This is a genomic window from Hydrogenophaga pseudoflava NBRC 102511 (assembly GCF_001592285.1).
Lineage (GTDB): Bacteria > Pseudomonadota > Gammaproteobacteria > Burkholderiales > Burkholderiaceae_C > Hydrogenophaga > Hydrogenophaga pseudoflava.
In genome coordinates, this window is record NZ_BCWQ01000003.1 from 163,029 (window position 1) to 176,822 (window position 13,794).

The following is a 13,794-nucleotide window of genomic DNA, read 5'->3' on the forward strand; positions in this document are numbered from 1 at the left end:
TGGGCGGCGGGTCAGGGCTGGGAGAGCAGCTGCCATTGGGTGATCCGGCCGTCCCAGAACGGGAGAATCTGGCCCCGGGCGGCGCGCGAGATGACGAAGCGGGTGGGGATGCGAACCTCGCCGATGAGCTGGTAGTCGTTGCGGCGGACGTGTTCGCCCGAGCCGTGATAGGGCGTGCCGAGGTCGCCGTCCTCCTCTGCGGCCATCGAGGCGATGCCGCCGTCTGGGCCAAAGCGCACGCGCATGCCCACGGTCTGGCCCCGGTGGCTGATCACGGCCCGCGCACTGTCTGTGTCCACGGGCTCCCAGCGGATCGCCCCGCCGGGCAGCAGGGCCTGCGGGTAGGTCGGGCTTTCGAGCAACCAGCGGCGCAGGGAGATGCGGTCGAGCTGGGGCGAGCCGGTTTCATCGACCACGGTGAGCGCCGAGAGGATGCGGGCCTTCATTTCCATGCGGCCGTCGACGTAAGCGTCCCAGGCGCGGGCCCAGACGCCGGGGGCCATCGGCGTGCGGGCGTCGAACATCAGGGCCGGTACCCGGACGCCGGCGGTCTGGTGGGCGCTGGTCGGGTGGAAGCTCTCCTGGCCGGGGCGGCGGAACTGTCCCTCCATGGTGAGTTGCACGGCGTGTCCAGGCACCGGTCCACCGGGAAAGGCGAACCGGAGATAGCGTTGCACCGGTGCCGGGAGGTCGCCCAGTGCCTCGGGCCAGGGGGCCGACCGTGCCTCGCCCGTTGGCGTGGCGATCTGTGCGGCGGCCAGCACGCGCAGGTGGTGTTGCTGGATCTGCTCTTCGGTGCGCCAGTGCGCAAGTCCCAGCGCGGCGATGGTGCCCACGCTCAGCAGGACCGCCTCAATGAGCAGCCGCCGTGGCCAGAGACGGGCCGGGGAGAGGGGGTTCAGGGACGGCGGCATGGTGTGCTCCTTGGGGGGAGCCACCACTGTGAGCCTGTCGGCGCGGTGCCGCCTTAACCCGGGTTCAGCCGCCGCCGGATGCGCGACAGCGCCACATCGGTGATGCCCAGCCAGGAGGCGAGCTGGCGCAATGGGATGCGGGCGAGCCAGTCCGGGTGTTCGGCCCGCAGGGCCAGGTAGCGTTCGGTGGCGCTGAGTTGGAGGAAGGCGTGTTCGCGCGCCATCTTGTCCTGCAGAAGGGAGGCGAGTACGCGGTGCTCCAGTGCCCGCCAGGGGGCGAAGGCCTCGGTGCTGCGGGCCCAGGCGGCCCAGGGCAGCGGCCAGACCCGGGCCGGTTCCAGCGCCTCGACCCAGAAGTGCACCGGCTGTTCGCGCAGCGCCGGGGTGATCGGCCAGACCAGGGCACCGTCCAGATAGAAGTTCTTGTTGGCGGCCTGGCCGTCGCGGTCGAGGTAATACAGGCGCAAGGCCCCGCGCTCCAGCCACCAGAGGTGTTGCCAGTGCCCGCCTTCGTGCAGCAGGTCCTGGCCCCTGGACAGGTTCAGGGGCTGTGCGTCCCGGCACAAGTTGGCGGCGGAAGGGGGCAGGGCGCCCAGCGTGTGCGTGAGGTGGTCCAGGAGGGCGTGGTTCATGGCCGCATCGCTTCCTGTGCGGCGTCCAGTTCGAGCAGCAGGCGGGTGCGCTCCGCCCGTGCAACCTTGCGCCAGTCCTGCCCGGTCAGCGCACCCTCCATCGCCCAGAGCAGGTTGAGGCTGGCGTTCTGTCCGGCGGCCTTGACCCGCAGGTAGGCGCGCACCGAGCCCAGCGCCTCCAGGTCGGCGCGGCCATGGATGCCGGCGGCGGCGAGCATGTCCATCGACTTGGGGCCGAGGCCGGGGAGATCGTGGGGTGTGGGCATGGCTGCGCGGAAAAAGGCTTGATGGGACAATACCGGGTTTCCGAGCGGCCAGGGCAGGCCGCCGAAGCGTGTTTCACGTGAAACATCGCCAGGAACCATCGGCCGGACTGGGCCGCTCCCTTACGCGCTCTATATATATGTTGTACCCCCAGGAATTCGATGTGATCGTCGTTGGCGGTGGCCATGCCGGCACCGAGGCCGCGCTCGCGGCCGCGCGCATGGGCTGCGCCACGCTGCTGCTCACCCACAACATCGAGACGCTGGGCCAGATGAGCTGCAACCCCAGCATCGGCGGCATCGGCAAGGGCCACCTGGTCAAGGAGGTGGACGCGCTGGGCGGGGCGATGGCGCTGGCCACGGACGAGGGCGGCATCCAGTTCCGCATCCTCAACAGCAGCAAGGGGCCGGCCGTGCGCGCCACCCGCGCCCAGGCCGATCGCATCCTGTACAAGGCCGCCATCCGCCGCATGCTGGAGAACCAGCCCAACCTGTGGCTGTTCCAGCAGGCGGTAGACGACCTGATGGTGGAAGGCGACCGGGTCGTCGGCGCGGTGACGCAGGTGGGCATCCGCTTCCGCAGCCGCACCGTGGTGCTGACGGCGGGCACCTTCCTGGACGGCAAGATCCACGTTGGCCTGAACAACTACGCTGCCGGCCGGGCGGGCGACCCGCCCGCCGTGTCGCTGAGCGCGCGGCTGAAGGAGCTGAAGCTGCCGCAGGGTCGGTTGAAAACCGGCACGCCACCGCGCATCGACGGGCGGACGATTGACTGGTCGAAGTGCACCGAGCAGCCGGGCGACGGCGTGCCCGGCGGCATGAACCCCGACCTGCCAGTGCCGGTGTTCAGCTTCATGGGCAACACGGCCATGCACCCGCGCCAGATCCCTTGCTGGATCACCCACACCAACCAGCGCACGCACGAGATCATCCGCAGCGGCTTCGACCGCAGCCCCATGTTCACCGGCAAGATCGAGGGCGTCGGCCCGCGCTACTGCCCCAGCGTGGAAGACAAGATCAACCGCTTCGCCGACAAGGACAGCCACCAGATCTTCCTGGAGCCCGAGGGCCTGACCACGCACGAGGTCTACCCCAACGGCATCAGCACCAGCCTGCCGTTCGATATCCAGTACGCGCTGGTGCGCAGCATGCCGGGGCTGGAAAACGCCCACATCCTGCGGCCGGGCTACGCCATTGAATACGACTACTTCGACCCGCGTTCGCTCAAGAGCAGCTTCGAGACCAAACAGATCCAGGGCCTGTTCTTCGCCGGCCAGATCAATGGCACCACCGGGTACGAAGAGGCGGCGGCCCAGGGCCTGTTTGCCGGGCTGAACGCCGCGCTGCAGTGCCAGGGCAAGGACGCCTGGCTGCCGCGCCGCGACGAGGCCTACCTGGGCGTGCTGGTCGACGACCTAGTGACCCAGGGTGTGACCGAGCCCTACCGCATGTTCACCAGCCGGGCCGAGTTCCGCCTGCAGCTGCGCGAGGACAACGCCGACATGCGCCTGACCGAAATCGGGCGACAGTTGGGCCTGGTTCAGGATGCCCGCTGGGACGCGTTCAGCCGCAAGCGCGACGCGGTTTCACGTGAAACAGAGCGCCTGAAATCCACCTGGGTGAACCCGCGCATTCTCGAAGCCGCCGAGTCCGAGCGGGTGCTGGGCAAGGCCATCGAGCGCGAATACAACCTGTTCGATCTGTTGCGCCGGCCGGGTGTGTCGTATCCGGTCCTGATGGGTATGGGCGAAGGGCGTTGGGCGCCGGTGGCCCAGCCGGACGATCAGGATGCGCGGCCTGTGGTTTCACGTGAAACACTGGGCGAGCTGCACGACGCGGTGGTGGAGCAGGTGGAGATCGCGGCCAAGTACTCGGGCTACATCGACCGGCAGAAGGACGAGGTCGAGCGTGCCGCCCACTACGAGCACCTGAAGCTGCCCCCGGATCTGGACTACGCACAGGTCACGGCGCTGTCGTTCGAGGCGCGGCAGAAACTGGCCAAGCACCGGCCGGAGACGCTGGGCCAGGCCTCGCGCATCTCGGGCATCACGCCGGCCAGCATCTCGCTGCTGATGATCCACCTGAAAAAAGGCGGCTTCAAGGGTTTCGCCCGCACCACGGAAGAGCAGGGCGCATGAGCGCGGCTGCTTTGAAACCGGCGCTCGAAGCCGGATTGCGCGAGCTCGGCCTGACCCTGAGCGACGCCCAGGTGGACCAGCTGCTGGCCTACCAGGACCTGATCGCCAAGTGGAACAAGGTCTACAACCTGACAGCGGTGCGCGACCCGCAGGAGATGCTGACGCACCACCTGCTGGACAGTCTGGCCGCCGTCGCGCCGCTGCTGCGGCAGACGGGCGGTGAGTCTGTGAAGTTGCTGGATGTGGGGTCGGGTGGTGGGCTGCCGGGCGTGGTGATCGCCATCACCTGCCCGCAGATCCAGGTGCACTGTGTGGACACGGTGCTCAAGAAGTCGACCTTCATCCAGCAGGTGGCGGCGTCGCTGAAGCTGCCCAACCTGCGTGGCATTCATGCGCGGGTGGAGTCGCTGAAGGCGGAGGAGGGCGGTGGCTACGACGTGGTTTGTTCGCGCGCATTTGCCTCGCTGGTGGATTTCACGACCTGGTCGCGTTCGGCGCTGAAGCCGGGGGCGGTGTGGATGGCGATGAAGGGCAGGCACCCGGCGGACGAGTTGTCAGCCTTGCCTGCGGATGTGTCGGTGTTTCACGTGGAACAGTTGAAGGTGCCAGGTCTGGATGCGGAGCGGTGCATCGTTTGGCTTCGGCCTGCTGCTTTGGCTTGAGTGCTGTTCCTCGTGGAGACCTCGCGCCAGGCCATTGGCGACATGCGCGTTCTCCGGCCCACCTCGCGGGCGAACATCCGGGTCCGCTGAACCCCTCTCGTCAACCCTGGGCCTGTTCGCCGCCGCGTGGGCAACCGCGAATGGGGCCTGCGCCCGCGCACATCGCCAACGGTCTGTGAGAGGTGATGTGGGCGCACCACCGATGGCTCGCCCTGTTTCGCTGGAGGGGCTGTGGCGTGTGGATGGGCGGCGGGACGATTCGCGGTTGCCAATGAGGAGGCGAACCAGCACGGCGTTGACGAGGCTACGCAAGCGTTCAGACCCGCCAGACCGCGAGCTGGACCAGAGCTCGGCCACGCGACGCAGCCCCCTCAGAACAACGGTTGAGCGAAACAAGCGGCACTCAAACCACAAAGCCAGCCGAAAGAAAACACCCCTCACGTAAACTCGACCGCTCCACCCCAGAGAAAGCCCCCCATGTTCGGCATCGCTGACTACGGCGCCTTCGTCGCCGCCATCGTCCTGTTCCTCGCTATCCCCGGCCCGGGCAACCTCGCCCTTATCACCTCCACCGGCAAAGGCGGCATCCGGGGCGGCATGGCGGCCACCTTCGGCGTCATCGCCGGCGACCAGGTCCTGATGTGGCTGGCCGTGGCCGGCGTGGCCGCGCTGCTCGCCGCCTACCCCACGGCCTTCAGCTTCGTGCAATGGGCCGGCGCCGCCTACCTCGCCTGGCTGGGCTGGAAAATGCTCACTGCCAAACCCGGCGACGCGCCCGTGCTCAACATCCGCCCCAGCCAGTTCTTCCAGCAGGCCGTCACCATCACCCTGCTCAACCCCAAGGCCATCGTCTTCTACATGGCCTTCTTCCCGCTTTTCGTCGACCCGACGCGCCACCAGGGGCTCATCACCTTCGGTGCCATGGCCGCGACCATCGCCTTCCTGACCTTCCTCTACGGCCTGACGGTCGTGCTGCTGACCCACTTCCTGGCCGAGCGCATGCGCGCCAACCCGCGCATCACCCAGACGCTGAACAAGCTCGCCGGCGTCTTCCTCATCGGTTTCGGCGTCAAGCTGGCCATCTCCAAATAAGCACCGAGGTCCGAACAGATGGCGAAGATCTTTTGCGTGGCCAACCAGAAGGGCGGGGTCGGCAAGACCACCACCACCGTCAACCTCGCGGCTGGTCTGGCCAAGGTAGGGCAGCGCGTGCTGATGGTCGACCTCGATCCGCAGGGCAACGCCACCATGGGTTCGGGCGTGGACAAGCGCAGCATGGCGCTGTCGGTCTACGACGTGCTGCTGGAGTCGGCCTCGGTAGCCGAAGCGGCCATCCATTCCGAAAAATGCAGCTACCACGTGCTCGGCGCCAACCGCGAACTGGCCGGTGCCGAGGTCGAACTGGTCGAGCTGGAACGCCGCGACCAGCGCCTGAAAACCGCCCTGGCCGCCGTGGACGCCGACTACGACTTCGTGCTCATCGACTGCCCACCCTCGCTGTCCATGCTCACGCTCAACGGCCTGTGCTCAGCGCACGGCGTCATCGTGCCCATGCAGTGCGAGTACTTCGCGCTCGAAGGCCTGACCGACCTGGTCAACACCATCAAGCAGGTGCACGCCAATCTCAACCCCGACCTGCAGATCATCGGCCTGCTGCGCGTCATGTACGACCCGCGCATCACCCTGCAACAACAGGTCAGCGACCAGCTCAAGGCCCACTTCGGCGACAAGGTGTTCGACACCGTGATCCCGCGCAACGTGCGCCTGGCCGAGGCGCCCAGCTACGGCCTGCCCGGCGTGGTGTTCGACCCGTCGGCCCGCGGCAGCCAGGCCTTCATCACCTTTGCCAACGAGATGGTCGAGCGCATCCGCAAGATGTGATGTGAGCGCCGGCTTTCGCTGAACCCCATATGAAACCAGAGAATGTCCTGATCCTGCCCGGTTGGCAGAACAGCGGCCCCGAACACTGGCAGAGCCGCTGGGAGGCCCTGCACGGCTACCGCCGCGTGGACCAGCACGACTGGATGACGCCCAGACGCGGCGACTGGATCGCCCGGCTAGAGGACGTGGTCCTGGGTTGTGACGGCCCGGTGCTGCTGGTCGCACACAGCTTGGGCTGCATCCTCACGGCCGCCTGGGCCGAGGTCTCGCGCAGCACCGACCGCGTGCAAGGTGCGCTGCTGGTCGCGCCCGGCGACCCGGAGCGCGACGAGCTGCGTCCCCTGCTGCCCAGCTGGGCGCCCATCGTGCGCCAGCGCCTGCCGTTCCCTAGCATCCTGGTCGGCAGCCGCGACGACCCCTATTGCAGCTTCAACAAGGCGCAGTCCCTGGCCGGGAGCTGGGGCTCGCGTTTCATCGACTACGGCGAGCGCGGCCACATCAACGCGGAGTCCGGGTTGGGCGACTGGCCGGAGGGCGTGACCATGCTCCGCGAGTTGGCGCCTTTGCAAGGTCCTCAATGAGGCTGCTGCGCAGTCCGAAAAACAGCCCGGTGTCTCCGGTGGCTGAAGCAAGGCGGGACACAGGGTGGCTGGCGCGCACGAAGGTGGCTGTCCAGGGGCGTGTGCTCCTGGTGGTCGAGGCCGCGGGCGCCTTGGCGTCGGTGGTGGGTGTGCCGCTCGCCGCCCTGACCGGCAAGCTGTACCTGGCCGCGCTGGTCGCCCTGTTCGGGTTGGGTTGTTGTCTTCGGTTTGTGCGCTTGCGGCAGAGATTGCGCCAAACCCGCCAGGAAGCGGTTGCGGTCCCTCCGTCTGCGCCGGTGTGGCTGACGCCCGTGGTGGGGCTGTTGTCTGCGGTCGAGGTCGCGGTCCTGGTGGAGGCCACGCGGCTACCGGTGCGCGCAGACCAGACGGGGTTTGACACCGCCCACTGGTGGTGGGTCCTGGCGGGATTCGTGGTGCTGTTCTGGTTGCAACGAGGCTGGCTGGGCGAGCGCCTGACCAGTAGGACGGCCACGCACGGCTGAACCACCGGACGTCATTTCAAGAACAAACAGAAAGAAGGAACCAGACCATGGTCACCAAAAAACCCAAGGGCCTTGGCCGCGGACTCGAAGCCCTGCTCGGACCCAAGGTCGCCGACGCGCCCGCTGCGGCCCCCGCCGCTGAAGGCACGCCCAGCCGCCTGGCGCTGGACCAGCTGGTCGCCGGCGTCTACCAGCCGCGCACGCGCATGGACGAGGGCGCGCTCTACGAGCTGGCCGAGTCGATCAAGGCGCAGGGCATCATGCAGCCCATCCTGGTGCGCCAGCTGGCCGACGGGCCGAATGCCGGCAAGTACGAAATCATCGCGGGCGAGCGGCGCTTCCGCGCCTCGAAGCTGGCGGGTCTGGCCGAGGTGCCGGTGCTGGTGCGCGACGTGCCCGACGAGTCCGCCGCGGCGATGGCACTGATCGAGAACATCCAGCGCGAGGACCTGAACCCGCTGGAAGAGGCGCAGGGCCTGCAGCGGCTGGTGAAGGAATTCGGCCTGACGCACGAACAGGCCGCGCAGGCTGTGGGGCGCTCGCGCTCGGCCGCGTCCAACCTGTTGCGCCTGTTGCAGCTGGCCGAGCCGGTGCAGACCATGCTGATGGCCGGCGACATCGACATGGGCCATGCGCGCGCGCTGCTGTCGCTGGAGAAGGCGGCGCAGATCACGGCGGGCAACCAGATCGCGGCGAAGAAGCTGTCGGTGCGCGAGGCCGAGAACCTGGTCAAGAAGATCGGCGCCGAGTTCAACCTGGTGCCGCAGCAGCCCAAGAAGGAAAAGTCGCGCGACATCCGCCGGGTCGAGGAAGAGCTGTCCGACCTGCTGACCGCCGAGGTCGAGGTGCGCATCAAGAAGCGCGTCAAGCGCCACGGCCGCGTCGAGGAGATGGGCGAACTGGCGATCCAGTTCGGCTCGCTGGACGAGCTCAACGGTCTGATCGACAGGCTGCGCAACGAGCGCTGACTCCGGCAGGTTTCGTTTTTGTGGCGTTCTTACCACCCATGGAACATGAGGCTCCCGGGGCTGGAAAACGCCGCATTCAGGGCATGTGGCTACACTCGTGACCCTCGATTCAGAGGCATGCCGCGAGACCACACGCCTTGTGGCCCGCCGCTGGCGAGGACGACCTCGTCGGCGTTTCTCTCCCACGGGACGACCCGCAGTCTGGTACGCCTGTACCAGGGAGCCGCTCCATGACTTGGTTCTTTCTGGTTGTTGCCGGCCTTTTTGAAATTGGCTGGGCAATTGGATTGAAGTACACCGAAGGATTCACGCGATTCTGGCCAACGGCAGGAACGATCGGCGCGATGGTTGTCAGCGTCGCATTGCTCGGCCTTGCGATGCGCACCCTGCCTGTCGGCACCGCCTATGCGGTGTGGACGGGCATCGGGGCCGTGGGCACGGTCGTTTTGGGAATGCTCCTCTTCAACGAACCAGCCACCTTCGGCAGGCTGGCATGCGTGGGCCTCATCCTCGCGGGCATCGTGGGGCTGAAGCTGACGACGTAGAGCGTCGTGCACCGAGAGGCCACGGCTGCGACGGGCCTTCCCCCCTGGAAAAAGAAACGCCCCAGTCGTTGACTGGGGCGGACCTGTCGGCTCTCACCGGAGAGCCTCTATCTGGTTGCGTCGCGCGGAGGAGGGGAGATCAGTTCCCCACCTTCAGCTGGCCGCCCTTGCCCAGACCGCCCTTGACTTCCTGTGCCTTGTAGTTGCGCAGGGCGATGACCATCTGGTTGTAGGAGTCGGTGAACGCGGCCACCGTGGCCTTGCCGGCCGGCGAGCGCGAGAAGCCGCCGAGCGAACCGGCCGCGCTGGGGCCGAACGCGCTCAGGGCCGCGCCGTAGTTGGTGGCGGTGGCGTTGCCTTCGGAGATCGCGATCTGCACGCCCGAGCGGATGTCGAACATGGTCAGCGTCACGACCGAGGCCTTGCTTTCCAGACCACCGGCGATGGCGGCCAGGTTGCGGTTGCGGCCACCCAGCAGGCCACCCAGCGCGCCGACCACCTGGCCGGTCGACTCGTTGTCGATGATGATCGCGGGTTCGAGGTAGTAGTCGGCCGCGACGCGCTGGCCCTTCTGCTGCTGCGAACCGGCGCGGAACTCACCCGAGTTGCGCTGCTTGTCGGTGATGGCGGAGATCTTGCTCTCGGTCTTGTTGTTGCCGATCGAGGTGATCACGAAGCAGTTGGACTGGGCCACAGCCAGGCGGATCAGCGGCTCGATGGTGGTGACCTGGGTGGCGGCACCGAAGCTGCCCCACCATTCTTTGCCGCGGCCGTCGTCGACCGCCAGGGTGCCCAGCGGCGAAGCGCAGCGCTCCAGCGATTCGTTGGCGCCGACGCTGGTGCCGCCGGCGGCGGCGCCGGTGGCGGCGGTCGGGCTGGAGCCGGTGGTCACGCGGCCGCCGCCCGCGCCGCCGCAGGCGGTGAGCGTCAGGCCCAGGGCCAGGGCGATCGCAACGCGGGAGGGGGTGGTGTTCAGTTTCATGGATACCTTCCTGGTGTCAGTCAAAAAACATGGCTGGCCGCTTTGGATGAGCCGGCCCGCCGGGGGGGTCAATAGTAGTGCCAGCGGCCGTCGCGCCAGTAGGTGCGGTAGGCGTAGCCGCTGTACCAGCCCGCCACCCAGCCGTTCTTGCGCACGGTTTCACGCCATTCGTAGTCTGTCTGCGCCTGCTCCTTGGCCTTGCGCGCCTGGGTGAGCAGCTTCTTGGCTTCCTTGTCGCCCTTGTCGGCGGCCATCATCAGCCAGCGCTCGGCTTCAACGGGATCGGAGCCCATTTCTTCCAGGCCGAACAGGTAGAAGCGGCCCAGGGCCTGGGCGGCCTTGAAGTCGCCGCGCTCGCCGGCGTCGCGCATCCACTTGATGGCCAGGTAGCTGTCCTTCTTCACGCCATCGCCGCGGAAGAAGCGCAGACCCAGGTCGTAGGCCGCGCGGGGGTCCTTGGCGGCCATGGCCTCCAGCGCCAGCAGCTTGGGGTTCTGGGCCGGGTCGGGCTGGGCGGCCAGCTCGGCTTCGAAGGTCGCGGTGTTGCGTGGCCGGTCGGAGCAGCCGCTGGCGTCGCAGATGCGGATGGTGTCCTGGGCAAAGGCCGCCGAAGACACCAGCAGCAGGGAAAGGCAGAGTTGTTTCATGGGACCGCCTGCAGGGGTGTGACAGAAGAAAAAAGTGTACAGCGCCATTTTCTTGCTGCACAGCGGTCCGACCCTCGGGCTCCGGACCGCTGGCTCCCCTGCGTGGAGGAGGTGCCGGGCTCAGAGCGCGAAGATCTTGCCCGGGTTGAGGATGTTGTCCGGGTCCAGTGCGCGCTTGATGGTGCGCATCACGGTGATGGCGCCGTCGCCGGCCTCGCGGCGCAGGAAGTCCATCTTGTGCAGGCCCACGCCGTGCTCGCCGGTGCAGGTGCCTTCCAAGTCGAGCGCGCGCGCCACCAGCTTCTGGTTCAGCGCTTCGGCGGTGTGGTGCTCTTCGGGCTTGGCCGGGTCGATCAGGTAGCCGAAGTGGAAGTTGCCGTCGCCCACGTGGCCGACCAGGAAGTAGGGGATGCCGCTGGCGTCGGCCTCGGCCACCGAGTCGAGCAGGCAGTCGGCCAGGCGGCTGATCGGCACGCAGGTGTCGGTGCTGATGGCGCGGCAGCCGGGCCTGCTCTGGATGGCGGCGAAGTAGGCGTTGTGCCGCGCGGTCCACAGGCGCGTGCGCTCCTCGGGCGTGGTCGCCCATTCGAAGGCGTTGCCGCCGAACTCGCCGGCGATCTCCTGCACCGTCTCGGCCTGCTCCTTCACGCTCGCGGGCGAGCCGTGGAATTCCATCAGCAGCATGTGTTCCTCGCGCAGGCCCAGCTTGCTGTGCGCGTTCACCATGCGCACGGTGTTGGCGTCGATCAGCTCACAGCGCGCGATCGGCACGCCCAGCTGGATCACCTGGATCACGGTGCGCACCGCGGCCTCAATGGTGGGGAAGGAGCAGGTCGCGGCGGAGATGGCCTCGGGCAGCGGGTAGAGCTTGAGCGTGATTTCGGTGATCACGCCCAGCGTGCCTTCGCTGCCCACCATCAGGCGCGTGAGGTCGTAGCCGGCGGAGGACTTCTTGGCGCGCGTGCCGGTGCGGATGATCTCGCCCTGCGCGGTCACCACTTCCAGCGCCAGCACGTTCTCGCGCATGGTGCCGTAGCGCACGGCATTCGTGCCGCTGGCGCGGGTGGCGGTCATGCCGCCGATCGAGGCGTCCGCGCCCGGGTCGATGGGGAAGAACAGGCCTTCGCTTTTCACCGCGTTGTTCACGCCCATGCGGGTGATGCCCGGCTGCACGGTGACGGTGAGGTCTTCGGCGTTGATGGACAGCACCTGGTCCATGCGGCTGACGTCGATGCTGATGCCGCCCTGCACGGCCAGCAGGTGGCCTTCGAGCGAGGAACCGACGCCAAAGGGAATGACCGGCACCTTGTATTGCGCGGCCAGTTTCACCGCGTCGGCCACGTCCTGCGTGGACTCGGCGAACACCACGGCCGAGGGCGGCGGCACTTCGAAGATCGACTCGTCGCGGCCGTGCTGCTCGCGCACCGCCTGGGCGGTGGAGCAGCGGGCGCCAAAGCGCGACTGCAGGGCCTGGATGAGTGCGGGGGGCACCTCGCGCAGCGAAAGCTCGGGCGCGAGGTGGGAGGCGGTGGTGGGGGCGTTCATGGCGGTCTCCTGGTCGGTGCGGGCCTGTCGCGCCCGTGATCAGCCGGCAGTGTAGACCGGGCGTCCCGCCGCGAACAGCGCGCACGGGACTGCCCCCACCCGGTACATCACATCTTCATGGCCTTGCCGAATTCGGCCGCGCTGATCGTGCCGTCCTTGTCGGCGTCGGCGCTGTCGAACTTGGCGGCCAGGGCCGGCAGGGTGGTGGCTTCGTCTTTGCTGAGCTTGCCGTCGGCGTTCTTGTCGGCCTTGGTGAAGGCGGCCGTGATCTCGGTGTCGGTGGCCGCGGGCTTGGCCGGGGCGGCGGTGCTCTGCGCGTAGGCGCTGCCGGCCACCCCCAGGGTGACGCCGGCGATCAGCAGCAGGCTGCGGGCTTCGAACGAGGTGAGACGGACAAATCGTCGGGACATGGGTCACTCCTTGAATGTTGAAGGGACGCCCATTGCACCGTCGATGGCCGCACAGGGCTAGCGTTTTTGCCGCCTGTTTCCGCACGCATGCTCTGCTTGCCTCAGACACATTTGTGAGCCTTCGCTTACAGCACCATGCCCCCGTCGCCGGCTTTCACGGACAATGGTCCGGTGCGGCGCGCAACAGGTGCGCCGCGGCAGCAGGAGACCTCCATGGGCAACCGCCTATCCCAAATTGCAACCCGCACCGGCGACGCCGGCACCACCGGTCTGGGCGACAACGCCCGCGTGTCCAAGAACAGCCTGCGCGTGCACGCGATGGGCGACGTGGACGAACTCAACTCCCACATCGGCCTGCTGCTGTGCGAAGACATGCCGGCCGATGTGCGCACGCTGCTGGTCGAGATCCAGCACCAGCTGTTCAACCTTGGTGGTGAGCTGTCCATCCCCGACTACGAGCTGCTCAAGCCCGAGGCCGTGCTGGCGCTGGACGAGGCCCTGGCCACCTACAACGAACAGCTGCCGCGCCTGCAGGAGTTCATCCTGCCCGCCGGCAACCGCGCCGCCAGCCAGGCCCATGTGTGCCGCACCGTGGCGCGCCGCGCCGAGCGGCACCTGGTGGCCCTGGGCAACGAAGAGGCCATCAAGGAGGCGCCGCGCCAGTACCTCAACCGCCTGTCCGACCTGATGTTCGTGCTCGCGCGTGTGCTCAACCGCATGAACGGCGGCGACGACGTGTACTGGAAAAGCGAGCGGCTGCAGCAGGGCGGCCAGGAGTGAAACCGCTGCTGCTCATGGCACTGGCGCTGGTGCTCGCGGCGCCCGGGGTGGTCGCGGCCGCCGCCAGCCGCGTCGGCCTGGTCTGCGAGGCGGTCTACGCGCCGGCGCGGGAGATCTGGGTGCGCCGGGTCGAGATCAGCTACGACGACCAGCGTGTGAGTGCGGTCGGCATCGACGGCGTGCCGGTGCACAGCTTTGCGGTCAATGGCACGGTCATCCTCACCGCGCTGGACAACGAGCGCATCCAGATCGACGTGGCGCGGCTGTCCTGGCAGAGCGACTTCCGCGGCCTGGCCCAGTCGCAAGGCCGCTGCGAACGGGCGGTGTGAACCGCCGCCGGCCG

Annotated in this window: 17 protein-coding genes; 10 read left to right on the forward strand and 7 right to left on the reverse strand. The window is 67.8% G+C overall.

The window, feature by feature from the left end:
- Window positions 1–11: 11 nt before the first annotated feature.
- Genes HPS01S_RS05560 through HPS01S_RS05570 form a run of 3 tightly spaced genes read right to left on the reverse strand, consistent with a single transcriptional unit; the run spans window position 12 to window position 1,812 of the window.
- Entirely contained in the window at window positions 12–914 is a 903-nt protein-coding gene (locus HPS01S_RS05560; protein ID WP_066152178.1) for a DUF6920 family protein, read from the reverse strand.
- Window positions 915–967: 53 nt separating this feature from the next.
- Window positions 968–1,546, reverse strand: coding sequence for a Crp/Fnr family transcriptional regulator (locus HPS01S_RS21720; protein WP_133155448.1), 579 nt, complete (start codon window positions 1,544–1,546; stop codon window positions 968–970).
- A complete protein-coding gene (locus tag HPS01S_RS05570; protein ID WP_066152564.1) occupies window positions 1,543–1,812 on the reverse strand; it encodes a TfoX/Sxy family protein in 270 nt (89 codons plus the stop codon). The genes HPS01S_RS21720 and HPS01S_RS05570 overlap by 4 nt, the downstream gene beginning before the upstream one ends.
- A 137-nt stretch (window positions 1,813–1,949) precedes the next feature.
- Between HPS01S_RS05570 and mnmG the strand changes: the two genes are divergently transcribed.
- The 8 genes from mnmG to sugE all read left to right on the forward strand — a co-directional run bounded on the left by mnmG (window position 1,950) and on the right by sugE (window position 9,087).
- Window positions 1,950–3,947, forward strand: coding sequence for a tRNA uridine-5-carboxymethylaminomethyl(34) synthesis enzyme MnmG (gene mnmG / locus HPS01S_RS05575; protein WP_066152181.1), 1,998 nt, complete (start codon window positions 1,950–1,952; stop codon window positions 3,945–3,947).
- On the forward strand, window positions 3,944–4,609 hold the full coding sequence (gene rsmG / locus HPS01S_RS05580; RefSeq protein ID WP_066152185.1) for a 16S rRNA (guanine(527)-N(7))-methyltransferase RsmG: 666 nt from the start codon (window positions 3,944–3,946) through the stop codon (window positions 4,607–4,609). The genes mnmG and rsmG overlap by 4 nt, the downstream gene beginning before the upstream one ends.
- 477 nt (window positions 4,610–5,086) lie before the next feature.
- A complete protein-coding gene (locus HPS01S_RS05585) occupies window positions 5,087–5,701 on the forward strand; it encodes a LysE family translocator (protein ID WP_066152190.1) in 615 nt (204 codons plus the stop codon).
- 18 nt (window positions 5,702–5,719) lie between these two features.
- On the forward strand, window positions 5,720–6,490 hold the full coding sequence (locus tag HPS01S_RS05590; protein ID WP_066152192.1) for a ParA family protein: 771 nt from the start codon (window positions 5,720–5,722) through the stop codon (window positions 6,488–6,490).
- 29 nt (window positions 6,491–6,519) lie between these two features.
- The gene (locus HPS01S_RS05595; protein WP_066152195.1) at window positions 6,520–7,071 is read left to right on the forward strand and encodes an RBBP9/YdeN family alpha/beta hydrolase; all 552 of its coding nucleotides are present in this window, start codon (window positions 6,520–6,522) and stop codon (window positions 7,069–7,071) included.
- Window positions 7,068–7,574: a hypothetical protein gene (locus HPS01S_RS05600; protein WP_066152198.1), complete on the forward strand. Its 507-nt coding sequence runs from the start codon at window positions 7,068–7,070 to the stop codon at window positions 7,572–7,574. Before HPS01S_RS05595 ends, HPS01S_RS05600 begins: the two co-directional genes overlap by 4 nt.
- A 47-nt stretch (window positions 7,575–7,621) precedes the next feature.
- Window positions 7,622–8,542 carry a ParB/RepB/Spo0J family partition protein gene (locus tag HPS01S_RS05605; RefSeq protein ID WP_066152201.1) on the forward strand — a complete coding sequence of 307 codons (921 nt, stop codon included), beginning with the start codon at window positions 7,622–7,624 and terminating at the stop codon, window positions 8,540–8,542.
- A 230-nt stretch (window positions 8,543–8,772) separates the two neighbouring features.
- On the forward strand, window positions 8,773–9,087 hold the full coding sequence (gene sugE, locus HPS01S_RS05610) for a quaternary ammonium compound efflux SMR transporter SugE (RefSeq protein WP_066152204.1): 315 nt from the start codon (window positions 8,773–8,775) through the stop codon (window positions 9,085–9,087).
- A 139-nt stretch (window positions 9,088–9,226) separates the two neighbouring features.
- Here sugE and HPS01S_RS21940 read toward each other — a convergent pair whose 3' ends face one another.
- The 4 genes from HPS01S_RS21940 to HPS01S_RS05630 form a co-directional block, all read right to left on the reverse strand.
- Window positions 9,227–10,069, reverse strand: coding sequence for a hypothetical protein (locus tag HPS01S_RS21940; protein WP_066152209.1), 843 nt, complete (start codon window positions 10,067–10,069; stop codon window positions 9,227–9,229).
- Between the two features lie 68 nt (window positions 10,070–10,137).
- The gene (locus tag HPS01S_RS05620; protein ID WP_066152566.1) at window positions 10,138–10,716 is read right to left on the reverse strand and encodes a tetratricopeptide repeat protein; all 579 of its coding nucleotides are present in this window, start codon (window positions 10,714–10,716) and stop codon (window positions 10,138–10,140) included.
- A gap of 120 nt (window positions 10,717–10,836) precedes the next feature.
- Entirely contained in the window at window positions 10,837–12,261 is a 1,425-nt protein-coding gene (locus HPS01S_RS05625; RefSeq protein WP_066152212.1) for an FAD-binding oxidoreductase, read from the reverse strand.
- A 107-nt stretch (window positions 12,262–12,368) separates the two neighbouring features.
- Window positions 12,369–12,671, reverse strand: coding sequence for an EF-hand domain-containing protein (locus tag HPS01S_RS05630; protein ID WP_066152215.1), 303 nt, complete (start codon window positions 12,669–12,671; stop codon window positions 12,369–12,371).
- Window positions 12,672–12,884: 213 nt separating this feature from the next.
- On the opposite strand from HPS01S_RS05630, the gene HPS01S_RS05635 reads away from it, so the two are divergent.
- Window positions 12,885–13,451 (forward strand): cob(I)yrinic acid a,c-diamide adenosyltransferase, encoded by a 567-nt coding sequence (locus tag HPS01S_RS05635; protein ID WP_066152218.1) that lies wholly within the window; start codon window positions 12,885–12,887, stop codon window positions 13,449–13,451.
- Entirely contained in the window at window positions 13,448–13,780 is a 333-nt protein-coding gene (locus tag HPS01S_RS05640; protein WP_066152221.1) for a hypothetical protein, read from the forward strand. The genes HPS01S_RS05635 and HPS01S_RS05640 overlap by 4 nt, the downstream gene beginning before the upstream one ends.
- Window positions 13,781–13,794: the final 14 nt, after the last annotated feature.